Here is a 23,796-nt window from a genome sequence, read left to right as displayed (position 1 = left end):
TTAGTCGTTCGTTTCGGCGGTTGACTGTGCCCAGCCGATTGCGCCTGCAAGATCCGGCATGGGCCGCGCGAATGCGTAGCCCTGCGCCCACAGGTGCGGCACTGTCGCTGCCCACGCGACCTGCTCCGGTGTTTCGATGCCTTCCACGATGGCCTGAGTGCCCAACGCCTTGAGAATCTGCAGGGTGCCGGTAACGACATGCTGCGCGGCGTCCGATGCCGGGAGCCTGCAGATCAATTCCCTCGCAAGCTTTACCGCGTCGACTTCGAAATGCGCGAGATCCAGCAGGGTCCACGCGCCACATCCGAGGTCGTCGATAGCGACCTTCAAGCCCATCTTGCGAAGCGCCTCCACGGGCATGGCGAGTTCATCGCCCGCAACGTGCGGCCCGCTTTCCAGCAGCTCGATCATGAGGACTTCGGGAGCGCCGCCGCGCGCGAGGTAGTGCGTCGTGACGAGCCGCTCAAGCTCGCCGTCCTCCAGCTGCGATGGCCAGGCGTTGAACGAAACGAATTTATGACGATGTGCGACCGGCAGCGCCGCGCGATCCGCGGCGATTCTTTCGATCACGAAAGCCGTCACCGCGCGGGCGACGTCGGGCTGGTGAAGTACCTGTGCGAATGCGCCGGGTCGAAGCCAGCCATGCTGCGGATGGCGCCAGCGCAGCAACGCTTCGGCGCCGACTGCGGTTCCCGCGCGCACGTCCACGATGGGCTGATACGCGAGGCTGAACTCGCCTTCGCGGATGCCCTGGCAGACGCGTGCACATTGCGCTGCGTGCGTCGCATCGGCATCGGCAATGAGCGGTGCTGGCGTCTCGGCCAGGACTCGCTCGGGCGGAAGGGGGCGGTGCGCTTTCGGAGGCATGGGCGATCGACAGGGAACGCGCGGCGGGACGCAACGTTTGCGGGAATCGGATCGCCATTGTGCTAATGCGTATGTCGGACGAATATCGGACACGTCCTAAAAAGCGCGCGGTGTGCGCCAGGCGTAGCGGCCAGGCAATCTGCCGGTTGGGGCGCGGCGACGCGGCGGTCTATATGCCCATGCGTGTCAATGCGCGCCGCCGGCTGCGGGATCGTCGGGAAGCGGGGCGGCTCCCGTGCCGCCGAGTCCGGTTTCCCATGCATAGCGAAACAGTTCGGCGTCGCGGGCGATACCGAGCTTGCGCATGGCGGTGACCTTCTGCGAGCTGATGGTCTGCTTGCTACGATTGAGCTTTTTAGCAATCTCGCCGATCGACATACCCGAAACGTAGAGCCTGATTACTTCCACTTCGCGCTTCGACAATTCTGTGCGCTCGCCCGCAGGGCTGCCCGTGGGCTTTGCTGCCAGATCCTGGCGCAGGCCTTCGCTCGGGAAATACACCGCCTGTGCGTACACAGCGTGAATGGCGGAAATCAGCCGGTCGAGGTTATCGGTCTTGTTGATGTACGAATGAACGCCGAGCCGCGCGACTTCACGCACGATGGCCGGATTGTCGACCGTTGTGAAGACCACGATTTTCAGCTCGGGATAGCGGCGGCGCAGATAGGAGAACAGCGCCATTCCGTCGCCATAGGCTCCGTGCGGCATCGCGTAATCCGCCACGAGCACGTCGCACGGGACCGTGTCCAGCAACTTGATGATCTCGCTCGAATTCTGCGCCGTGCCGGTGACCTTGATGGTTTTGACGGAATCAAGCGCGTACTTCACTCCGGCGACGAGAGCAGGATGGTCGTCAGCAAGTACGACGTGGATTTGCATGACAAGTCCCTCGATGGGAATTATGGACAGAGTTCTTGGGACTATTGGGCCAAGTATAGCGTTTGCGCACGCCGTGATCACTTTGAATGCGTCGATTCGGTGTTAGTTAACGATTGAAAATGGTCGTTCTACAAAATAATTCGGCAATTATCGCGCCGATGCAATAAATCCGCTGAGATGGCACAAGGAATCGGATGACTGTCACGTATTCAGGAAGACGGTGGTTGTTCCGATCCGGTTTCGATTGCCGGTAACAGATGGTATTCGTAGATGCGCCGCAAGAGATCGACATCGCGCATCACGCCACATTTGTGCATTGCGCTGCGTTTCTGTGCGGCGACCGTCTGCCGTGTGCGGTTCAGCCGTGCGGCGATCTGGGTCACGGTGAGCCCCGATGCATAAAGGCGCAGCACATCAAGCTCGTGTTGAGTGAGGTAATCGAGCGGCAGCGGGGGACCCGGAGCGCGGGTTTCAGGCGCATTGGCCGCGTCGCCCCCATCGGACGGAATGCGATGGCACGTCGCGCGTATCGCTTCAATGAGCAATTCAGCACCCTCGGATTTTCTGACTACCGCGTGGACGCCGATCTTCATCGCGGCGCGCCGGAGACTGACGTGATCGCCAAGCGTAAAGAGCACGATCTGGAGCGCGGGATACCGGCGGCGGATATCGGCGAGAAACGCGAGTCCGTCGCGATGTGCGCCGACGTCCATCAGATAGTCTGCGACGAGAACGTCGCAGTGCGTGGTGGCCAAAATTGTCTCAAGCTCAGTCGAATTGCGGGCGGTTCCTGCGGTTTTGAAATGGCCAAACTTCGATAGCACGAGTTCGACGCCAGCGAGGACGGCCGGATGGCTGTCGGCCAGTGCGATGTTGATCCCCATGCAGGCCCTTGGTTCAGTCAGCAGGCGCTGAGCTATCGGAAAAAAACGACTGTAGGGGGCTTGGTGCGAAGTTTGGTTAGGAAGCGTCTGAAGTTGATGGTCGGGTGGGTAGGAGTGGTCTGAATTTTTTCATTCCGCGATCATGTACGTCATCCACCCTGGGTCAGCCAGTCAGGCAGGAAATGGCGCGATCCGAACGCTAACGCAAGCGCATTCAGCGGCGTAGTCCGCGCGAACCGGTAACTAGAAAAGCTTCCCCTGACCCGAGGTCACGGTTTCGAAGTCGTCGTCGAGGAACGCAAGGATGGCATCCGCCACGGGCTGCAGCTGGCGGGCGAGATAGAAGCCGTAGTCGATGGGCGAATTCAATGTTTCCAGTGGTTGTGGCCCGCTGGACGTCATGACGTAGCTGATCCACCCGCCGTTCTGGTACTGAAGCGGGCGTCCTTGATCGCGATTGAACGCGTCGGCCATGCGCGCGGCGCGAACGTGCGGCGGAACGTTGCGCTGGTATTCGCTCAATGGCCGGCGCAGCCGCTTGCGGTAGACGAGTTTGTCGTCGAATTCGCCCGCGAGCGTGCGCTGCACATAATCGCGAATGTAATCGGCATAGGGTTGGCGATGGAACACGCGGCCATAGAGTTCCCGCTGGAACGTCTGCGCAAGCGGTGTCCAGTCGGTGCGCACGGTTTCCAGGCCCTTGAAGACGAGTTCCTCCTGGCCATTGGCCGCGAGACTGAGGCCCGCATAGCGCTTCTTGCTGCCTTCCTCCATGCCGCGCACGGTCGGCATGAGAAAGCGCCGATAGTGCCTTTCGTACTGCAATTCCAGTGCGCTATCGAGACCGAAGCGCTGCTTCAAATGCTGCGTCCACCAGGTGTTGATGTGCTCGACGAGCGCATGTCCTTTCTGCCGCGGGTCGTCTTCGGCGTGCGCGCCCTTGAGCCATACGAACGTCGAATCGGTATCGCCGTAGATTACGTCGTAACCCTGAGCCTCGATGAGCGCGCGCGTCTGGTGCATGATCTCGTGGCCGCGCATCGTGATCGAGGAGGCGAGCCGCGGATCGAAGAACCGGCAGCCGCTCGAGCCCAGCACGCCGTAGAACGAATTCATGATGATCTTCAGCGCCTGCGACAGCGGCTTGTTGTGGTGACGCTTTGCGCCGTCGCGTTCTTCCGAAACCTGGCGCACGATGTCCGGCAGGCAATGCGCCGTGCGTGAAAACCTGGCGCCGAGAAAGCCGGGCACCGACTGGTCGTCGCGCGGCGTGCGCAGTCCCTCGATGAGCCCGACCGGGTCGATCAGGAACGTGCGGATGATCGACGGATAGAGACTCTTGTAATCGAGCACGAGCACCGAATCGTAGATACCGGGACGCGAATCCATGACGAATCCGCCCGGGCTCGGTTGACCGACGACGTCGCCGAGGTTGGGCGCGACGTAGCCGAGCCGGTGCATTTTCGGCAGGTACAGATGCGTGAAGGCGGCGACCGATCCGCCGCTGCGGTCGGCCTGCAAGCCCGTAACCGTGGCGCGTTCGAGCAGGAACGGCAGTAGCTCGGTTTTATCGAAGATACGCGTGACGAGTTCGCAGTCTTTGAGGTTGTAGCGGGCGAGGGCGGGTTTGTCTTCGTCGAAGCGGCGCTGGATTTCGTCCATGCGCTGATACGGGTTGTCGATGGATTTGCCTTCGCCCAGTAACTCCCGCGCGACGTATTCGAGGCTGAAGGACGGAAAGCTCCACGTCGCGGACCGCAGCGCTTCGATGCCGTCGATGACGAGCCGTCCCGGCACCGATGCGAAAAAGTGGTTTTGCTTTTGCCCGTGCTCGCGCCATTCCAGTTCGTTGCCGCCACGGCCGAGACGCAGCGGCACGCCGAGTTGTTCGGCGTGCGCGAGCAGGACGCGCAGATCGAATTGAATCAGGTTCCAGCCGACGATGGCGTCTGGATCGTGCTGCGCCATCCACGCGTTCAGCCGTTCGAGCATGGCGGCGCGGCTCGCGCAGTATTCGAGCTGGAAGTCGACCTGCGAGTCGACTTGCGAGTCGTTCTGCGGATTGCCGATAGTTGCGGGGCCGAGCATGTAAACCTGCCGCTCGCCGCAGCCTTCGAGTGCAATGGAATACAGTTCGCCCTTCGCGCTGGTTTCGATGTCGAGCGAGACGAGACGCAGCGTCGGGCGATAGCCCATCGCCGGTTTCATTTCGCCGTTGCGCAGCACAGCGTCTGGGCCCGGCTCGCCTCTGAACGAAACCGGTGCGGTGATGAAACGCTCCATCATGTAGCGCTCAGGCGGGAGTACGTCTGCTTCGTAGACGTCGATACCGGCCTGACGCAGACGCTTCTGAAGACCCAGCAACGCCCGGTATTGAGCGCAATAGATGCCGAGTACCGGCCTGTGCTGGAAATCCGTCAATTCCAGCGCGCGCGATCTGAATGCCGGGTTGTCGTTCAACACGGCTTGCGCGCGCGGCAGTTGTTCGGCTGGGATAAAACAGACCGATTCCTGCTGGCGCAAGCGAATCTTGCGCGGCCCGTCATCGGTCGCCAGCCAGAATTCCACTTCGGTATGAGTGGGCGTATCGCGCCAATGGCGCGTAAGAATGAAGCCCTGTTGAAACCCAGTCAAAAAACAACCTCGCATGTCGGCACGTCTGCCGGGATTTTAACGCCCGCGATGCATCGATTTGCCTGTTGACGGGGCGCACCAGCCGATATCAAACGACTGAAAACCTGAAAAAAAGATTAATTTCCACTGTCGCAAGTGCTCTAGCATAGGCTCACAGAAAAAATAATTGCGGCGGCGCGCGAGATTGCAGGGAGCGGTGCGCTGTCGTCGACCACTGGGGACAACGATGAGAACCGGCGCGACAAGCAGGCGTTTCGTTATACCGATCACAACAAAAAGAGCCGTCTGTGCCTGCAAGGCAGCGCTTGACGGACCCAGCATGCGGCGCTGATGCCGCGGGCACCGAATCGCACCTGAATTCCCACGCATCGCTAACTGATCGGCCCGGCTACGCAGGTTGGCCGTGGATCGACGCATATCGTTGCGTATGGCGCGTATGGCGCGTGGGCTCCGATGTTGTGCTGCTACCCCTATCACCATGGCTCGAATCACCGTTACCGCACGGCTCGCACTGGGCTTCGGCATCGTGCTTGTGCTGTTCGTCGCACTTTCAGTCGTCGGTATGGCCGGCATGGCAAATATTCGCGGCAGGCTGGATGAAGTCGTGCTCGTGCACGACGCGGAAACCATGCGCGCGACCAACCTGCGCGGCGCGGTGAGCGGCATCGCCATCGCGATACGCAATATGGCCGTGATGACGAACGAAAACGATGTGGCAGGGGAACAGTCCGCCATCAAGGCGTTCGAGGCGGTATATGCCGAGAACTATCAGGCGTTGGGCCATCTGTTCGATGCTTCGCCGCTGACAACCGACGAGGAGCGGCACCTGTTTGCGACGCTCAAGCGGGAAGAGGCGCAAACGCTGCCGCTCGTCGAGAAGGAAGCGATGAACTGGGCGCTCGCAAACGATCAGGATGCGGCGCTGAAAGTGCTCGTCAATGAGGTGCGGCCAAAGCAGGTTCAGTGGCTCGCGACGCTCGACCAGTTGCTCGCGCTCGAACAGGGACGCGCGCGCGCGGCGGCGGACGACGCAGCGACGACATGGTCGAGAGTCGCCGCCATCACGGTGGCTGCGGTAGTCGCCGCGTTATTGATCGGCGTCGCGGCGGCGGTCCTGATTACGCGCAGCATCCTCCGGCAGCTTGGGGCTGACCCGGCCCGCGCGCAGCAACTGGCCGGGGAAATTGCGGGCGGCAATCTCGCCGCTTCGGTGAAGCTGCGCGCGGGCGACGGGCACAGTCTGATGGCGTCGCTCGAATCGATGCGCTCGCAACTGATGTCGATAGTCGCGCAGATCAAGACGTCGGCTGAGACGATCGCAGTCCACGCGGGCGAGATTGCCGGGGGCAATATGGATCTCTCGCAGCGTACCGAGGAGCAGGCGGCATCGCTGCAACAGGCGGCTGCGAGCATGGCGGAACTGACCGCGACGGTCGCGCAGAACACCGGCGATGCCGTCGAGGCTCACGCCATCGCCAATGCTGCGTCGCAGGCGGCGGTTCAGGGCGGCCAGGTCGTCGGGCGCGTCGTGACCACGATGGCCGACATTGCGGGAAGCTCCGCGCGCGTGGCCGACATCATCGGCGTGATCGAGGGCATTGCGTTCCAGACGAATATTCTCGCGCTCAACGCGGCTGTCGAAGCGGCGCGCGCGGGTGCGCAGGGGCGCGGTTTCGCGGTCGTGGCGAGCGAAGTGCGCATGCTGGCGCAACGCAGCGCGGACGCCGTCAAAGAGGTGAGGACGCTGATCGGCGAATCGACGGGTCACGTGGAGGCGGGTTCGAAGCTCGTCGCCGACGCTGGCGTAACGATTGAAAAGCTCGTGCGATCGGTACAGGATCTGGACGGCCTGATGAGCAAGATCGCGCACGCGTCGGATGCGCAGAAGAACGATATCGAACAGATCCATCGTGCCGTCGGTGAGATGGATAAAGTCACGCAACAGAACGCGTCGCTCGTCGAACAGCTCGCCGCTGCGGCGCAGACGCTGGCTGGCGGTGCGACTGGATTGCGCGAATCGGTGGCGGTCTTCACGATTGCCGGAGCGCTGGCGGCACAGGAGTGCGGCAGTGCGGCAGGCAACGCGCATCGCGCGGCGCTCGTCTAGTCCGCTGCGACCGCGAGCGGCGCAAGTCTGCGCGGCTCGCGGCCGGATACGGCGCTTCAATTGCCGAAATACAGATTGCAGAAGCTCGCCGGACCGATACAGCCCGGCGTGTGCATCGGAGAACCCGATTCAGACGACCCGCCCAGCGAGACGCCGCCAACGCCGCTGGCGGCCTGTTGCGCGCCGGAGTGGGCCGCAACTTTTGCTTCGGCTGCCTGGATGGCGGCAGGATAGTTCGCATCCTCTCCCGCGGAGATGTTGTAGCCGGCCTGTTGGAGTTCGACCAGTTCGGCACGCACCTGCGCACGTGTGACCGGCGCTGTGTTCTCCTGGGCAAACGACAATGCGGGGCTGGCGAGCACGGCGAGCGCGAGCGTGAAGTTCATGATCCTGTTCATGGTATGCATTCCTTAGTAAGAAATTCGGATTGAAATGATAAGAATCGTGTGTGTTCAGCTGCCGAAGTAGACCGCGCAATGGCGGGCGCTGGGATAGACCGCTTCGCCGACGAAGCGGTTGCCATCGGCTTCGGCATCGATGGTGGGTTGGCGCTCCTCGGCGCGGGACAGTTCGTGCATCGAGGCGGAGAACGTTGCATAACGGACGGACATGTTGCGCTCCTGCGAAGATGAACGGACCTGGTGGTGAGAACGGTGTACGTTGTTTCGACTGGTCTCAGCAGGGTATACAGCGGCCCCCGACGATCTATTCCAGCTTTTTGCGCTACCGTCGCGTGCTCGTTCCGAACTTGAAAATCAGATCAATTCGGTCCTGCGGCGAAAATGAAAAGTCGAAGGCTATCCGCAAGGTCTGATAGGAATTTGTATGCGCACAAAAAAAGGCCCGCGAGGTTGCGGGCCGATCCATGCTCGGGTGACATGGTGAAGAGAAAGGGGCCGACGTGTTGCTTTCGCCAAACATGTCGACGCACCTTACGCGCTCAGGTGACGGTGCAGCGCTGCGGGTGCTGAAGTTGGGTGATGAGTCGGGCCATCAGTCAGGCGAAATTGCATACGCTTGACTCTAGCTATCCCGCTTGCCGTGCACAGCTATCTGATCGGATAGGCCGTAACGCGTGCGTCACCCAGACTATCCGCTGACCAGAAAACAAACATTGAAAACGATTTGCGGCGGTGGAACGCGCGCTTAATACGAGCGCTTAATGGCGCCAGCCATGTCCTCCGTAGAATCCGACGCCGACATCGACGGACGGCGCAGCGTAGTAACCCGGCGCATATCCGTATGCGGGTGCGGGTCCGTAAGCGTAAGGCGGGGCGACCACGCATCCCGAAAGTCCGGTGGTCAATGCCAATACTCCGGCGACTACACTAGCGATTACACAAAGGCGTTTGATCATTGCAGTTCTCCCATGGCGCTATTGTCTGCGTCCTCGGCATTCATATTCGCAACGATGTGTGTCTAAACATTACGGCCCTGGGTATCTGACAAACCCTAACAAATAGCTAAGTTGTTTGACAACAATGGGGGTGGATGCTAACGTGCACGCTATTGACAACCCTCTACCCCGCACGAGGCCTCATGAACGTGTCCCCGATTGTCGAGAGCGAATTTGCCTCGACGGTGATGGCTGTGCCGCCGCTGGCACGCCGCCCCGATCTTTCGCTCGACGTCGACGAAAACCGCCGCCTGATCCGCCACATGGAAGCGGGCGGTATCCGCACGCTGCTCTATGGCGGTAATGCCAATCTCTACCATGTCGCCGTTAGCGAATACCGCGACTTGCTTGACATGCTCGCCGAACTCGCCGGTCCCGATACGCGCGTGATTCCCGCGATCGGTCCGGACTTCGGCAAGATGCGGGACGAGGCGCGCATCCTCGCGCAGACCAGCTACAAGACCGCGATGGTGCTGCCGTTCGGCCGCTTCACGACGCCGGCCGGCGTCGAGGCGGGCCTCACGCGGATTGCCGACATAGCGGGTATCCCGCTCACGCTCTACGTCAAGAGCGAAGACTATGTGGACGTCGATACGCTGGCGCGCCTCGTCGACCGGGGCACGCTGGTCTCCGTGAAGTACGCAATCGTGCGCGAAGACCCGGCGAATGACCCGTATCTGCACCGCCTGCTGCAGAGCGTGCCCGCATCGAAGCTCGTCTCGGGCATGGGCGAGCGTCCGGCCATCGTCCATGTGCGCGATTTCGGTCTTGCCGCCTGGACCACGGGTTCGGGCTGCATCGCGCCGCGCGCGGTGATGGCGCTGCTCGCCGCCGTGAAGGCGGGCCGTACCGATGAAGCGCAGTGCCTCTACGATGCGTTCATGCCGCTCGAAACGCTGCGCGACGAGATCTCGCTGATCCGTGTCCTGCACGACGCGGTGACGCTCACCGGCATCGCCGACATGGGCCCGATCCTGCCGCTGCTCTCCGGCACGCCCGAAGCCGATCTGCCCGCCGTCGAGCAGGCGGCGAAGGCGCTGCTTGCGTTCGAGAAATCGCTGGTTCAGGCAGCGCGTGCATGAGCGCCGCCGGTCCTGAAGGCATCCACGGAGCGAACATGCAGATATCCGGAACCATGTTGCTGGGCGCCGACGCCGTGCGCGGAACCGAAGGCGAGATGCGCGCTTTCGCGCCTGCGCTCGGCGAGGCGATCGAGCCTGCCTTCGGTCTCGGCGGCCCCGCCGATGTCGAGCGCGCCTGCACGCTGGCTGCGCAGGCTTTCGATCCGTTTCGCGCCGCGCCGCTCGAAACGAGGGCGCGGCTGCTCGAAGCGATTGCGGAGCGCATCCTCGAAATCGGCGACGCGCTGATCGAGCGCGCACATCTCGAATCGGCGCTGCCGAAGCCGCGTCTCGAAGGTGAGCGCGGTCGCACGGTCGGCCAGTTGTGCCTCTTCGCGGCGCTCGTGCGCGATGGCCGCTGGTGCGGCGCCGTGCTCGACTCGGCGCTGCCCGAGCGCAAGCCGCTGCCGCGCTCCGACTTGCGCGCGCAACGCATCGGGCTCGGCCCCGTGGCCGTGTTCGGCGCAAGCAATTTTCCGCTGGCATTTTCGGTCGCTGGCGCCGATACCGCATCGGCGCTCGCGGCAGGCTGCCCGGTCGTCGTGAAGGCGCACCCGGCGCACCCGGGCACATCCGAACTGGTGGGCCGCGCGATCCGGCGCGCTGTCGCCGATGCGGGCCTGCCCGCGGGTGTGTTCTCGCTTCTGTTCGGCGGCGGTAATGCGTTGGGCGAGGCGCTCGTCGCGCATCCGGCGATCAAGGCCGTGGGTTTCACGGGTTCGCGCGGCGGCGGCCTCGCGCTGGCGCGCGTCGCCGCGCAGCGTCCCGAGCCGATTCCCGTCTATGCCGAGATGAGCAGCATCAACCCGATGTTCGTGATGCCCGCTGCACTGGCCGCGCGCGGTGAAGCGCTTGCGAAGGGCTTCGTCGAGTCGCTGACGCTGGGCGTCGGGCAGTTCTGCACGAATCCGGGCCTCGTCTTCGGCTTCGAAGGGCCCGACCTGGAGCGCTTCGTCAGCGATGCGGCTGCAGCGCTCGCGCAGAAGACGTCGCAGACCATGCTGACCGCGGGCATTGCCGCGAACTATGGCGACGCCGTCGGCGCACGCGCGCAGCTTGCCGGTGTCGAACGCGTCGCGCAGGGCACGCAGTCCGGCGCGCACTGTGCGGCGGTGCCGATGCTGTTCAAGACAAGCGCCGTGCAGTTTCTCGCGCAGCACGCGCTGGGCGACGAAATCTTCGGGCCGACTTCGCTCGTCGTGGCATGCCGCGACGAGGCCGAGCTGCTGCGCGTCGCCGAACATCTGGAAGGGCAGTTGACGGCAACGTTGCAGATCGACAGCGGCGACTACGCGCTGGCGCGCCGTCTGTTGCCGGTGCTGGAACGCAAGGCGGGCCGGATTCTCGCGAACGGGTTCCCGACGGGCGTCGAGGTGTCGCACGCGATGATCCACGGCGGGCCGTTCCCGGCCACCTCGGATGTGCGCACGACGTCGGTGGGCACGATGGCGGTCGAGCGCTTCCTGCGCCCGGTCTGCTATCAGGATCTGCCTGCGGACCTGCTGCCGCCCGCGTTGCAGGACGACAATCCGCTCGCGCTGTGGCGGTTGCGCGATGGCGAGCTGGTGCGCGCCTAATGTTGCTTGACAACTTGTAGTGTGGTTCGGCATCCTGTGCCCGCCGCCCGATAGAGGCTAAAGACAAGCGGGCCACAGAGCAAAATTCCATAAACGGATCGGAGGAGACGCGATGTTCGAAGGACGCTTGCCGGCCAGACTCCTGGCCCCCGGTATGGCGGCCGCGGCGACGCTCGGCATGGGTGCGGCGAATGCATCGCTTTGCCCGGGCCGTCGGGTTGCGGAAAATCGACTGCGCTCAACTGCATCGCCGGACTTTTGCCGCTCACGAGCGCCAGCATCTGGTTCGACGACACGCGAATCGACGTCCCGCCGCCGGAAAAGCGCGGCTTCGGTATGGTGTTCCAGAAACTCGTGACGACGCTGCATGTGATTCCGGTGACGCCCGGCACCGTGCCGATCGCCGACCGCAGGCTGAGCGACTTCGGCCCGGGCGGCCGGTTCCCGCTCGCGGTGCATGCCTTGCATTTCTACACCCATGATGAAATTCGTCTCACGCACAACGGCTGGGGCGTGCTGATTCCGCTGATCGTCTCGGGTTTTCCTTTCGCATTTCTGCTCACGCTTTCGTATATGACCGGTATCGACCCGACACTCGCGCGTCGCGGCTGCGACGCCCGGCATATTCGAACTCACTTTTATTCACCGCCGGATCCGATACGCAAACACGCGTCGTCGCGCGTGAAAGAGCGGCGCTGACCGGCAACGGCGGCCTTAACAGAAACACCTGGAGCAAAGCAAGATGAGCAAGAAACGCAAGACCCCCGAAGAACTGCGCAGCCATCGCTGGTACGGCGTGAACGACCTGCGCTCGTTCGGCCACCGCTCGCGCACGGCGCAGATGGGCTACGACCGCGAAGAGTACGCGGGCAAGCCGGTCATCGCGATCCTCAACACGTGGAGCGAAATCAACCCGTGCCATACGCACTTCAAGGAGCGCGTGGAAGAGGTCAAGCGCGGCATCTGGCAGGCGGGTGGCTTTCCGGTCGAATTGCCGGTGCAGACGCTCTCGGAGCCGTTTCAGAAGCCCACGACGATGCTTTACCGCAACTTCCTCGCGATGGAAGCGGAAGAAACGCTGCGCTCGTATCCGGCGGACGGCGTCGTGCTGATGGGCGGCTGCGACAAGACCACGCCCGCGTTGCTGATGGGTGCGATTTCAGTGGATTTGCCCGCGATCTTCCTGCCTGCGGGCCCGATGCTCAACGGCAACTGGAACGGCGTGACGCTCGGCTCGGGATCGGACACCTGGAAGTACTGGGCCGACCTGCGCGCGGGCAAGATCACCGAGCAGGACTGGAAGGGCGTGGAAGGCGGCATTGCGCGTTCGCCCGGCCACTGCATGACGATGGGCACGGCCTCGACGATGACGAGCGCGGCCGAAGCGCTCGGCTTCACGTTGCCGGGCTACGCCTCGATTCCGGCGGTCGATTCGCGCCATGCACAGTTCGCGGCCAGGACGGGTAGACGGATCGTCGACATGGTGTGGGAAGACCTCAAGCCCTCGGACATCATCACGCGCAAATCCGTCGACAACGCGGTTACGACCTGCCTCGCGCTTTCGGGATCGAGCAACGCGATCGTCCACATGATCGCGCTTGCGCGCCGCGCGGGCGTGGACCTGACGCTTGCGCAATACGACGACATCGCGCGCCGCACGCCGGTGCTCGCGAACATCCGCCCGACCGGCAAGTTCCTCATGGAGGACTTCTTCTACGCAGGCGGCCTGATGGCGATGCTGAAGGAGCTGGGCGACCTGATCGACGGCACGCAACTCACGGTGAACGGCAAGACGCTGGGCGAGAACATCGCCGAGGCACGGATTTTCAACGACGACGTGATCCGCCGCCGCACCAACCCGCTGATGCGCGATACCGGTCTTGCCGTGCTGCGCGGCAATATCGCGCCGGACGGCGCCGTGATCAAGCCGGGCGCCGCGGAGCCCCATTTGCATGTGCACACGGGCCGGGCGGTCGTGTTCAAGGACTACAACGACATGGCTGCGCGCGTCGACAGCGAGGAACTCGACATCGATGAAAACTGCGTGATCGTGCTGCAGCACGCGGGCCCGATCGGTGCGCCGGGCATGCCCGAGTGGGGCCAGCTGCCGATCCCGCAGAAGATCCTGAAGAAGGGGGTGCGCGACATGGTCCGCATTTCCGATGCGCGCATGAGCGGCACGAGCTACGGGGCCTGCGTGCTGCACGTTGCGCCGGAATCGTTCGTTGGCGGTCCGTTCGCGCTGGTGCAGGACGGCGACATGATCGAGCTGAACGTGCCCGAACGCCGTCTGAATGTGCTGGTTTCCGATGAGGAACTCGTGCGACGCAAGGCTTCGTGGGTGGCGCCCGAACCGCGCTTTACGCGCGGCTACGGCGCGATGCACCAGATGCACGTCATGCAGGCGGACAAGGGCTGCGACTTCGATTTCCTGCAGCGTGATGGCGCCGGATGCAGTTGCGGAGGAGGAGGCGAGCCCGAGATCCACTGACGATACGGGTTCCACTGGCCGTCACAAGGCGTACGCGAGGCGCGTCTTGTGACGGTTTCGACCAGTGATTTCAAGCGCAGTAAATAAGTCGTATTAAAACCACAAAAACTAAATATAGGAGTACAGATGAAAAAGATAGTCATCGCATCAGCGTTGGGTCTTGCTGCAATGGGCGCGCAGGCCCAGAGCAGCGTGACCCTGTACGGCATTATCGATACGGGCGTCGAGTACCTGAGTAACGTCAAGGGGCAGGGCTCCTTCCTCGGCCTGAACGAAGGCATCTGGGGTGGCGAGCGCTTCGGCGTGCGGGGGCGCGAAGATCTCGGCGGCGGCACCGCGGCGATTTTCCAGTTGGAAAACGGCTTCAACGCCGACAACGGTGCGATGCAAAAGAGCGGCGTGATGTTCAACCGCGGCGCGTGGGTCGGGTTGACCAACGACGCGTACGGCACGTTCACGGCCGGACGCCAGTACACGCCGTACTACACGTTGCTGGCTCCGTGGAGCCCGACCAACTGGCTCACCGGCGCACTGGGCGCGCACCCGGGCGATATCGACAACCTCGATACCGACTATCGCGTCAGCAACTCGGTTTCGTACAAGTCGCCGACTTTCGCCGGACTGACGTTCGGCGCGCTGTATGCGCTCGGCGGCCAGGCAGGCAGCTTCACGCGCGGCCAGTCCTGGAGCCTCGCCGCGCAGTATCGGGCGGGTCCTGCCGGTATCGGCATCGGCTACGAGCGCTTCGAGAACGCGACGCCGGGCGGCGGCGCGTGGAATTCCGCCTCGACCGCCTGGTCGGGCACCGGCGAGCAGGGCAACACCGGGATTACGGCGGGCTACCAGACCGCGGCGGCACAGAACCGCCTCGCGGTGACGGGCGGCTATCAGTTCAATGCGAAGTTCGACGTGTCGGTTTCGTATTCGAATGTGCAGTACGTCGCGGGTCCGGGCTCGTTGTTCGCCTCGACGGCGATTTTCAACACGGGCGGCGTGGTGCTTCACTACCATCCCGCCACCGCATGGGATTTCGCGGCGGGCTACGCCTATACGCGCGGTACGCGAGCCAACGGCATCACGTCTCCGGCGAGCTATAACCAGTTCAACCTGACCCAGTTGTACAGCCTGTCGAAGCGCACGCGGATCTACGTGCTGGAAGCGTTCCAGCGCGCCAACGGCGAGACGGTGGACAGCAACGGCAAGGTGATCCGGGCGGTGGCCAACATCGCCGAGGCGACCCAGTCGGGCAACCGCAACCAGGTTGCAGTGACGCTTGGCATCAACCACTCGTTCTAACGGCGTGAGAAGCGAGGAGTGACGCGCTGTGCCGCTCCTCGCACCGGCCGGTAACGCCCCCGCGTCAGCAAGCCACAGTGACAACCGGGATGAAAGTTGTCAATCAAATGTCCGGCTGATTAGGGCGGCTTCGCACGGCTTCCCGAGGCCGTCCCTGACGAGTAAGCCGCGTCAAAACGCCTGTGTTTTCGATCAAATAACGTGTTCGGCTGGCTGCGGCATGCGGGTATTCACTAGAATCCGGCTGATATCGAGGTCTATACAATTCCGTGTTGTCAAACAACAATAGCGGCCGGGCGGGGCCGGGCCGCGCATCCGGGTGGCTCCGGTCGCCAGACGATGGTTCTACTACAAGGAAGAGGCACGATGAAAAAGATTCCGCTGTCCCGCGTTTCGGTGATGGTCGCCGCCATGGTGCTGGCATTCGGCGCAGGGAGCGCTGAGGCGCGCATGTTCCGCGCGGCGAATGTTCATGCCGATACGTTCCCGACAGTCGTGACGCTCAAGGCAATGGGTCAGGAACTCAGCCAGGAGACCGGCGGCAAGGACACCATGATGGTGTTCGGCAATAGCGCGCTGGGTTCGGAAGACGACACGATCAGCCAGGTGCGCGTGGGTGCGATCGATATGGTTTGGGCGAACGGTTCGGCATTCAACGCGATCGTGCCGGAATCCCTGATTCCGGAACTCCCGTTCCTGTTCCGTGACATCGACCACTTCCGCAAAGTCATGTACGGCCCTGTCGGCCAGAAGCTGCTCGACGCGTTCTCGTCCAAGGGCATGGTCGCGCTTGCCTTCTACGAAAGCGGTGCACGTTCGATGTACGCGAAGAGGGCGATCCACTCGCCGGCCGACATGAAGGGCCTCAAGGTGCGCGTGCAACCGTCCGACCTGATGGTCGACCAGATCAAGGCCATGGGCGGCACGCCGACTCCGATGCCGTACGCCGAGGTTTACACGGGCTTGAAGACGGGCCTCGTCGACGCGGCCGAGAACAACATCTCGTCGTACGCCGAAACCAAGCATTACGAAGTCGCGCCGATCTACTCGGAAACCGGGCATGCGATGACACCGGAAGTGCTGGTGTTCTCGAAGAAGATCTGGGACACGCTGACCCCGCAGGAGCAGGCCCAGATCAGGAAGGCCGCTGCGGACTCGGTGCCGGGGTACGTGAAGCTGTGGACCGCGCATGAGACCGAAGCGCGCCAGGCCGTCACCAAGGGCGGCTCGACGATCGTCCCGGCCGCGCAGATCGACCGTCCGGCCTTCGTGAAGGCCATGCAGCCGGTCTGGGCGAAGTACGCATCGACGCCGCAGATGAAGCAGCTCGTCGACGAGATCGAGGCAGTCAAGTAGTTTCGAAGTGAGTGCGTCGAGTGTATCGAGCGTCTCGAATGCATTGAGTGTGCTCTGCCGGAACGTTGCTCCAGCAACCATGCCGGGCGATGTTCCGGCTTGTTGCACTGCGAGCGGGGAAGCGTCTGCGGCCCGTTGCGGGCGGGACGTTCCGGCGTGCGATGGATGAGGAAGTCAGATGAGTTTCATGAAACGGCTGAACGACTGGGTTGCCCGCGGGTTGACGTTTTTGTCCTCGGGCTGTCTGGTCGTGCTTTGCGCTCTGGTGCTCTACAGCGTCGTGATGCGTTACGTGTTCGATGACGCGCCCGACTACGTCGAACCGATTGCGCTTCTGCTCGTGATCGCAATCGCGTTTTTCGGCGCTGCGCTCAAGGTGCGCGACGGCGGTCATATCGGGCTCGATTCCCTGATCAACAAATTTCCGCCCAGCGGCCGCAAGGCGGCCGTCGTGTTCCAGTACCTGTGCATGATCGCGTTTTCGATCGCGATCGTTGCGGGCTGCCACGAAATGGCCTTCACCACCAGCGACGACCCGATTCCGATCATCGGCGTACCGGAAGCGACGCGTTATTACCTCCCGATGATTGCCGGCGTGTCCATCGTGCTCTTTTCCCTCGAACATCTGCTGAAGCTGTTCGCACGCAAGCGGACCTGATTGACCATGGAACTTGCCATCCTTTCCGTTAGTTTTCTCGTTCTCCTCATGCTCGGGGTGCCGGTGTCGTTCTCGCTCGGCCTCGCATGCATGCTCACGTATCTCCACGAAGGCCTGCCGCTCGCGACCGCGATGCAATCGATGGTCTCGGGCATCAATGCATTCTCGTTTCTTGCCGTCCCGTTCTTTATCTTTTCGGGCGAGTTGATGCTGCACGGCGGCATCGCCGACCGGATCCTGCGCTTCGCGCAGGCCAGCGTCGGCCATTTTCGCGGCGGTCTGGGCATGGCCAACGTGGTGGCCTGCACGATGTTCGGCGGCGTGTCCGGCTCGCCCACGGCCGATACTTCGGCGATGGGCGGCGTCGTGATTCCGCTCATGAAGCGCGAGGGCTACAGCGCCGCGTACGCGGTCAACGTGACCACGCACTCGTCGCTGGCCGGCGCGCTGATGCCGACCTCGACCAACATGATCATCTACGCGCTGGCCGCCCAGGGGATTACCGGCATGGTGGCCGGCAACATGGTGAGCGGCGTGTCGATCGGCGACCTGATGTTCTCGGGCCTCGTACCGGTGCTGTGGGTGATGGGCTTCGTGTTGCTGACCGCGTACTGGCAAGCCGTGCGCTTCGGGTTCCCGCGCCACCCCGACGGTACGACCAGAATCACGATATTCCCGGGCTGGACCGAAGTTGGCCGCACGTTTATCGGCGCGCTGCCGGGCCTGTTCGTCATTCTGATTATTCTCGGTTGCGTGGCGAAAGGTATCGCAACGGCGACCGAGGCGGCCGCAATTGCCGTGGCGTATTCGCTCGTGCTGACGATCGTTTTCTACAAGAGCATGTCGGGCGAGAAATTCTTCAAGTCGCTCTCGCGCGCAGGCCGGACGACGGGCGTGGTGCTGCTCCTGATCGGCGTGTCCAACATGCTGCGTTTCCAGATGGCGTACCTCCAGATTCCGGAAGCCATCCAGAGCCTGCTCGAACACGCGACCACGGTGCCCTGGCTCATGCTGCTGTACATCAATATCATCCAGGTCTTTCTCGGCACGTTCGTCGATATGGCCGCGCACATCCTGATCACGACGCCGCTGTTTCTGCCGCTCGCGATGCACTACAACGTCGGCCCCGTGCAGTTCGGCATCATGATTCTGCTGAACTGCTCGCTCGGTCTCGTGCATCCGCCGATCGGCTCGGTGCAGTTTATCGGCTGCGCCATCGGCGACGTATCGATCGGGGAGACCACCAGGATCGCCTGGCCTTACTATCTCGCGATCTTCAGCGCGATCAATATCGTCACGTATTTCCCGGCGTTTTCAACCTGGCTGCCGAGTCTGATCAGCGGACATCCGGTGTTCTAGCCGCAACCAGACGTGAGTGTGCGGCGCCACGGTGGCGCCGCGCGCTCATCCAAAGCGCACGCAATAAACCGGTGGCAGATGCGCTGAAATCAGTTGCCAGCTTTCGCCGCTGTCGTTGGACGTCCATAGCCCGCCCGTGGTCGATCCCATCGCGAGGCGCTGGCCGGACTCGTCGACAGCGAGTCCGTGCCGGTACACGAGGTCGTAGGCCGGTGCATCCGGCAATCCTTTCGAGAATTGCTCGAATGTGCGGCCGCCGTCGCGCGTGCGCGTAACAACGAAGCGTGCGTCCACCGGAATCCGATACTGATCTTTCACGGCCGGCACAAACCAGGCCGTGTCCGGTTCGTGCGGATGCACTGCAACCGCGAAGCCGAAGCTCGATGGCTGTGCTTCGATACGTTGCCAGTGCGCTGCGCCATCGATCGAGCGGAAGATCGCGCAGTGATGCTGCGTCCACAGCACATCCGGGTTGGCCGCGCACTGCACGACACGGTGCGGGTCTTGCACGTTGGCATCGCCGCGCCGCTCGGGCGGCATATAGTCGGCCTCCATTCCCTCAGCACTCACGCGCCAGGTCGCGCCGCCGTCCGTGCTTTGCCAGACGCCGCCGCACGACACGCCAATCGTCACGTGATCGCTGTCGCGCGGATCGATCATCACGGAATGGATGCCGGGTGCGTCATAGCCGCCTCCGAACCATTCGCGACGCTCGGGACGGTCCCACAGTGCGCGGTTCAGCTCCCATGTATCGCCTCGATCGGCGGAACGGAAGAGCCCGCCCGGAATCGTGCCAGCCCACAAAACACCGGGCTTGTCCGGGCCGCCAGGCTCGAGCGACCAGATCTGCTGAAGCGTCCACGCGGGTGAGGGTGGAGTCGGCGCGGTCGCGCTCGTATTGTCCGTGCTTCCTTGATTGCCTGGGTTCGAGCCGTTAGCGTCATTCGTCGCCTCTGCAGGCTGAGGCGGGTAGACGGGGACCGCGCATTCCTCCCATTGCGCCACGCCCGCGCGACGGCGATGCAGCTTCACGCCAAAATGGCCGAGATTGAGTGCGGCATACAGCGAGCCGTCGCGCGGATCGGGCAACACCATGCTCACCGGTTCGCCGATGAAATGCGGCTCACCGAGCTTCCAGCCGTTCGCGCCATCGGCTTCCAGAATGAACAGTCCCTTGCGGGTAGCGACAAGCAATCGATCGCTCATGTCGAGTCTCTCCTCGATTCCGGATGGAATCCCTTATCCGCCCGATAGCGCCTGCACGACGTAAATCCTGCTTTCCTCGCCCAGTGCATCGGACAGACGTTGCCGGTCGCGCACCGGATGTCCGTCGATAAACACGGCCAGATGCCGCCGCAGTAAGCCCTGATCGTCAAGGATGTAGCCGCGCAGCCTGGGCTGCTCGGCAAACACGGCTTCGAACGCATCGTGAAGCGTGCGTGCGTCGATCTCACGCTCGGGTGTCGCGATATGCCGCTGAATCGATGCCGCGAAGAAGATGTGCGCCATGGCGGGTCGCCGCACGGGCGTAGCCGGGTCCGATGGTTCTGTAGTTTAGGCGATCTGCTGTTGGCTTCGAGACGTTGCACTGCACAAGCGAGCAGGCTGCGCGTCATTGCGCCAGTGCGGAAAAAATGGGATACGACGCCGGATTCCGATAGGCAACGCCACGCGCGAAAATTGTGCAACGGAAACTGAAGGCAAAAAAAGCGCGCGAGTATGGGCGCTTTTTACCTGTGCCGGGGAAATCGGCTTCGTGGCGTGGCGCAGATGGTTCGCGCGCGATCACTCTCCGTGCTTGCCGCGCGCTTCTGGCGGCGTGAAATCGATGCTTGCGAATCCGCCGCCCTGGTAGCGCTGCGCCACGGTATCGAGCGGATTTTCCTTCTTGAGAATTTCTCCCGCGTAGTCCTCGGCGTTTTGCTGCGGGAGATAGCCGAGCCGTTCGGCGTCGTTGTTCGCGCCTTCTTGCACCCAGTAGCTGCGCGTATTGTTCGAAACGCCCCACACGATAGCGAAACCGATTTCCGGCACGTTGATAACGCGGTCCACGAGTTGCATCAGATCGTCGTGGCCGAGCCACGTGCTCAGATGGCGGAACTCGGTTGGCTCGGGAACGCAGCTGCCGATGCGCACGCACACGGTCTCGATGCCGTGTTTGTCCCAGTAGAGCCGCGCGAGCGATTCGCCCCACGCCTTGCTGAGACCGTAGAAGCCGTCCGGGCGAAACGCGCAGTCGAGCGTCAGTTTCTCTTCCACCGGATACATGCCGATCGCGTGATTCGAGCTGGCGAACAGGATGCGCTTCACGCCGTGGCGGCGTGCGCCTTCGTAGACCTCGACGAGGCCGCGCAGGTTGTTTTCGATGATCTCGGGAAGCGGGCGCTCGACGCTCGTGCCGGCCATGTGGATCAGCACATCGACGCCTTCGAGCAGGCGATCGACCACCGCGCGCTCACGCAGGTCGCCGTGCATGACGTCCTCGCCGTCCACGATCGGTGTGAGCGGCTTCGAACCGGCTGCGGAGCGCAGGTTCACGCCGCGGGCGAGGAGCGCCCGGCGCAGCACGGTGCCGAGCTGGCCAGCCGCGCCGGTCAATGCAACTTTCTTCACAGTGGAGTTACCTCACATAAAAACGCGGAAAACCGGTGCGCCGAAGGGCCCTGGCCGAAAATTCAGGCCGTCGCTTGCTCTACGCCCGGGATGGCAGCGTCGATCTTTTGCGGGGCGCAGATCAGGCGCCAGGCGACGATTGCGCCAATCACATCGAACAGCATCAGGCAGACGAACAGCGGGCTGTAGCCGATGGTGCCGGCGAGCGCTCCGACGATCAGCGAGAACACGGTTGCGCCGAGGTAGCCGAACATGCCCGAGAGACCGGTTGCGGTGCCTACCTCGTGTTGTCCGAAGACGTCGGCGGCCAACGTGAACAGGGCGCCCGAAATGGTCTGGTGCGCGAACGTGCCGACGCAGAAGAGCGCGATTGCCGCATACGGGCTGGCCACGAGGCCGACGCAGGCTGGCCCGATCATCAACAGCGCGCCGGTCGTGATGACGAGCTTGCGCGACGTGATGAGCGAGCAGTCGAACCAGCGCATGAAGAGCGGCGCCAGATAGCCGCCGGTCAGGCAACCGAGGTCGGCGGCGAGGAACGGCATCCACGCGAAGAGTGCGATTTCCTTCAGGTCCATGTGGCGCACGGTGACCATGTAGAGCGGAATCCACGCGCCGAAGGTTTGCCAGGCCGGTTCAGCGAGCATGCGGGGAATGCCGATGCCCCAGAAACGGCGCTGCTTGAGCACCGCTTTCCATGACGTACGCTTGCCAGCCGTCGCCTGCCGGCCCCGCTCCTGACCCGCGCGGATGTACCGGGCTTCTTCGCACGAAAGCATCGGGTGCTCTTCGGGCGTGCGGAAAAACACGAGCCACAGCGCGACCCAGATCGACGCGATGCCGCCGGTCAGCACGAACGCGAGCTGCCAGTTGTACCGGAGGATGCACCAGACGACGAGTGGCGGCGCGATCATCGCGCCCACCGATGTGCCCGTGTTGAGCCAGCCGGTCGCGACCGAGCGCTCCTTCGCCGGGAACCACTGGCTGATCGCCTTCATTCCGGCGGGGAAGATCGCGGCTTCGCTTGCGCCCAGCATGCCGCGGAAAAAAGCGAGCAATGGCCAGCTGGTCGCAAGGCCGTGCAGCATGTTGGCGGCAGCCCAGCCGAATGCGAAGATCGCAAAGCCGAACTTGACGCCAACGGTGTCGAGCACGAATCCGGCGACCGGTTGCGCAAGCGCGTAGCAAGCCTGGAACGCCATGACGACATAGGCGTACTGCTGCGTGCTCATATGGAGCGTTTGAGTGAGTGTGGGAGCCGCGACCGAGAGCGAACTGCGCGCGAGATAGTTGAAGATGGTGCCGATCATGATGAGGCCGATGATCCACCACCGAAGCCCCTTGACTGTCTTGCGTTGCACTGCGTGTCTCCTGCTTTTGGCGGTCGCGCGCGGTCGGTTTGCCGTGGCTTGGTGCGGTCCCTCGATGGATCGCGCGCGGTGCAACTGCGTATCCTTGATGGCCCTGGCTGACCTTGAGGGGTCGCTATGTCAGGCAACATTCTATGGGTGGAAAAGTTGTAAAGCAAATCTGAATCGGGTTGGGATTTCCCCTGGTGTTGCGCTGCGTCAGGAACGTTTCGAGGCAGTGGGAGCAGCAACAGGCCCGTAATACAGAGAAGGACAGGGCGCTTCAAGGGTGCCGGAGAGTGGGCGGAAGCAGGGGCTAGCCCGCGCTCGACCGATCGTTAGCCGGTTGACAATTCTTATGTTGTATTACAACAATGCTGGCATTCCATCTTGCAGCCGTCGGGCACCGTGGTCCGCTCGATTCGCACTTCACGACACTGGACGAGACACGATGAATTCACCCGCTATCCCCGTCAGCGACGCCGCGCTCGAACAATTGCGGCATGTTTCCAATGCGACACTCACCACGCAGCTTTTCAAGCGCGGTCTGCGCAACGTATTTCTCCAGGGTGTGAAACCGTTGGTTGCGCCCGCACTGGGTACGCCGAACCTGGTCGGCCCGGCCTTCACGATGCGCAACATCCCGGCGCGTGAAGACCTCGATCAGCTAGGCGCGTTCCAGAATCCCGAGCACCCGCAGCGTAAGGGCGTCGAAACCGTACCGGCCGGTGCGGTGCTCGTGCAGGATTGCCACGGCGAGCATGCGGCGGCGTCGGTCGGTTCGATCCTCGCCACGCGCCTGAAGGTGCGCGGTGTCGCGGGCATGGTTTCGGACGGCCCGGTGCGCGACAGCGCGGCCATCGCCGCGCTCGGACTGCCGATCTTTTGCGCGGGCGCATCGGCGCCGCTCAACCTGTCGAAGCATCACACCGTCGATCTGAACGTGCCGATCGGATGTGGCGGCGTCGCCGTGTATCCGGGCGACATCATGGTTGGCGATGCGGACGGCGTGGTCGTCGTGCCGCGTCATCTGGCCGAGGAAGTCGCGCAGGCGGCGTGGGAGCAGGAAGAACTCGAACGCTTCATTACGTCGCGTATCGAGGCGGGCGCGCCGCTGCCGGGCACCTATCCGCCGAACGAGGCAACGCTCGCGGCCTTCGCCGAGTGGCAAAAAAACCGGCGTTGAGCGTAGCGAGGATGAAGCGATGA

At 63.0% G+C, this 23,796-nt stretch carries 20 protein-coding genes and 1 pseudogene; 10 read left to right on the top strand and 11 right to left on the bottom strand.

Going from position 1 to position 23,796, the window contains the following annotated elements:
- From Q0L30_RS25520 to Q0L30_RS25505, 4 genes are all read right to left on the bottom strand, one after another.
- The gene (locus Q0L30_RS25520) at nt 1–867 is read right to left on the bottom strand and encodes an EAL domain-containing protein (RefSeq protein ID WP_296663601.1); all 867 of its coding nucleotides are present in this window, start codon (nt 865–867) and stop codon (nt 1–3) included.
- Nucleotides 868–1,053: 186 nt separating this feature from the next.
- Nucleotides 1,054–1,746 carry a response regulator transcription factor gene (locus Q0L30_RS25515; RefSeq protein WP_296663599.1) on the bottom strand — a complete coding sequence of 231 codons (693 nt, stop codon included), beginning with the start codon at nt 1,744–1,746 and terminating at the stop codon, nt 1,054–1,056.
- 209 nt (nt 1,747–1,955) lie between these two features.
- Nucleotides 1,956–2,630, bottom strand: coding sequence for a response regulator transcription factor (locus Q0L30_RS25510; RefSeq protein ID WP_296663596.1), 675 nt, complete (start codon nt 2,628–2,630; stop codon nt 1,956–1,958).
- A 243-nt stretch (nt 2,631–2,873) separates the two neighbouring features.
- Nucleotides 2,874–5,264: a DNA polymerase II gene (locus Q0L30_RS25505; RefSeq protein WP_296663593.1), complete on the bottom strand. Its 2,391-nt coding sequence runs from the start codon at nt 5,262–5,264 to the stop codon at nt 2,874–2,876.
- Between the two features lie 478 nt (nt 5,265–5,742).
- On the opposite strand from Q0L30_RS25505, the gene Q0L30_RS25500 reads away from it, so the two are divergent.
- A complete protein-coding gene (locus Q0L30_RS25500) occupies nt 5,743–7,371 on the top strand; it encodes a methyl-accepting chemotaxis protein (RefSeq protein WP_296663590.1) in 1,629 nt (542 codons plus the stop codon).
- Nucleotides 7,372–7,427: 56 nt separating this feature from the next.
- On the opposite strand, the gene Q0L30_RS25495 is transcribed toward Q0L30_RS25500, so the two are convergent.
- The 3 genes from Q0L30_RS25495 to Q0L30_RS25485 all read right to left on the bottom strand — a co-directional run bounded on the left by Q0L30_RS25495 (nt 7,428) and on the right by Q0L30_RS25485 (nt 8,728).
- Nucleotides 7,428–7,769, bottom strand: a complete 342-nt coding sequence (locus Q0L30_RS25495; protein WP_296663588.1) for a DUF4148 domain-containing protein — start codon at nt 7,767–7,769, stop codon at nt 7,428–7,430.
- 54 nt (nt 7,770–7,823) lie between these two features.
- A complete protein-coding gene (locus tag Q0L30_RS25490) occupies nt 7,824–7,982 on the bottom strand; it encodes a hypothetical protein (RefSeq protein ID WP_296663585.1) in 159 nt (52 codons plus the stop codon).
- Nucleotides 7,983–8,530: 548 nt separating this feature from the next.
- A complete protein-coding gene (locus Q0L30_RS25485; RefSeq protein WP_296663583.1) occupies nt 8,531–8,728 on the bottom strand; it encodes a hypothetical protein in 198 nt (65 codons plus the stop codon).
- Between the two features lie 182 nt (nt 8,729–8,910).
- Here Q0L30_RS25485 and Q0L30_RS25480 point away from each other — a divergent pair, with 182 nt between their 5' ends.
- From Q0L30_RS25480 to Q0L30_RS25445, 8 genes and pseudogenes are all read left to right on the top strand, one after another.
- Nucleotides 8,911–9,849: a dihydrodipicolinate synthase family protein gene (locus Q0L30_RS25480; RefSeq protein WP_296663580.1), complete on the top strand. Its 939-nt coding sequence runs from the start codon at nt 8,911–8,913 to the stop codon at nt 9,847–9,849.
- A 35-nt stretch (nt 9,850–9,884) separates the two neighbouring features.
- The gene (locus Q0L30_RS25475; protein WP_296663577.1) at nt 9,885–11,465 is read left to right on the top strand and encodes an aldehyde dehydrogenase (NADP(+)); all 1,581 of its coding nucleotides are present in this window, start codon (nt 9,885–9,887) and stop codon (nt 11,463–11,465) included.
- Between the two features lie 186 nt (nt 11,466–11,651).
- Nucleotides 11,652–12,068, top strand: a pseudogene (locus Q0L30_RS25470) (ATP-binding cassette domain-containing protein); the annotation flags it as partial.
- Nucleotides 12,069–12,207: 139 nt separating this feature from the next.
- Nucleotides 12,208–13,956, top strand: a complete 1,749-nt coding sequence (gene araD / locus Q0L30_RS25465) for an L-arabinonate dehydratase (protein WP_296663573.1) — start codon at nt 12,208–12,210, stop codon at nt 13,954–13,956.
- A gap of 126 nt (nt 13,957–14,082) precedes the next feature.
- Nucleotides 14,083–15,252: a porin gene (locus tag Q0L30_RS25460; protein ID WP_296663571.1), complete on the top strand. Its 1,170-nt coding sequence runs from the start codon at nt 14,083–14,085 to the stop codon at nt 15,250–15,252.
- 366 nt (nt 15,253–15,618) lie between these two features.
- On the top strand, nt 15,619–16,608 hold the full coding sequence (locus Q0L30_RS25455) for a TRAP transporter substrate-binding protein (RefSeq protein WP_296663568.1): 990 nt from the start codon (nt 15,619–15,621) through the stop codon (nt 16,606–16,608).
- 178 nt (nt 16,609–16,786) lie between these two features.
- Entirely contained in the window at nt 16,787–17,266 is a 480-nt protein-coding gene (locus Q0L30_RS25450) for a TRAP transporter small permease (protein WP_296663566.1), read from the top strand.
- A 6-nt stretch (nt 17,267–17,272) separates the two neighbouring features.
- Nucleotides 17,273–18,625 (top strand): TRAP transporter large permease, encoded by a 1,353-nt coding sequence (locus Q0L30_RS25445; protein WP_296663565.1) that lies wholly within the window; start codon nt 17,273–17,275, stop codon nt 18,623–18,625.
- 45 nt (nt 18,626–18,670) lie between these two features.
- Here the strand turns inward: Q0L30_RS25445 and Q0L30_RS25440 are convergent, their stop codons facing one another.
- From Q0L30_RS25440 to Q0L30_RS25425, 4 genes are all read right to left on the bottom strand, one after another.
- Entirely contained in the window at nt 18,671–19,831 is a 1,161-nt protein-coding gene (locus tag Q0L30_RS25440; protein ID WP_296663562.1) for an exo-alpha-sialidase, read from the bottom strand.
- A 33-nt stretch (nt 19,832–19,864) separates the two neighbouring features.
- Entirely contained in the window at nt 19,865–20,134 is a 270-nt protein-coding gene (locus tag Q0L30_RS25435) for a MoaD/ThiS family protein (protein ID WP_296663560.1), read from the bottom strand.
- Between the two features lie 276 nt (nt 20,135–20,410).
- A complete protein-coding gene (locus Q0L30_RS25430) occupies nt 20,411–21,238 on the bottom strand; it encodes an NAD(P)-dependent oxidoreductase (RefSeq protein ID WP_296663558.1) in 828 nt (275 codons plus the stop codon).
- A 62-nt stretch (nt 21,239–21,300) separates the two neighbouring features.
- The gene (locus Q0L30_RS25425) at nt 21,301–22,548 is read right to left on the bottom strand and encodes an MFS transporter (protein WP_296663710.1); all 1,248 of its coding nucleotides are present in this window, start codon (nt 22,546–22,548) and stop codon (nt 21,301–21,303) included.
- 490 nt (nt 22,549–23,038) lie between these two features.
- On the opposite strand from Q0L30_RS25425, the gene Q0L30_RS25420 reads away from it, so the two are divergent.
- The gene (locus tag Q0L30_RS25420; RefSeq protein WP_296663555.1) at nt 23,039–23,773 is read left to right on the top strand and encodes a ribonuclease activity regulator RraA; all 735 of its coding nucleotides are present in this window, start codon (nt 23,039–23,041) and stop codon (nt 23,771–23,773) included.
- The last annotated feature ends 23 nt before the right edge of the window (nt 23,774–23,796 follow it).

It is taken from the genome of Paraburkholderia sp., from assembly GCF_024281035.1.
Classification (GTDB): Bacteria; Pseudomonadota; Gammaproteobacteria; order Burkholderiales; family Burkholderiaceae; genus Paraburkholderia.
This window is presented reverse-complemented; position numbering and strand designations above follow the sequence as displayed.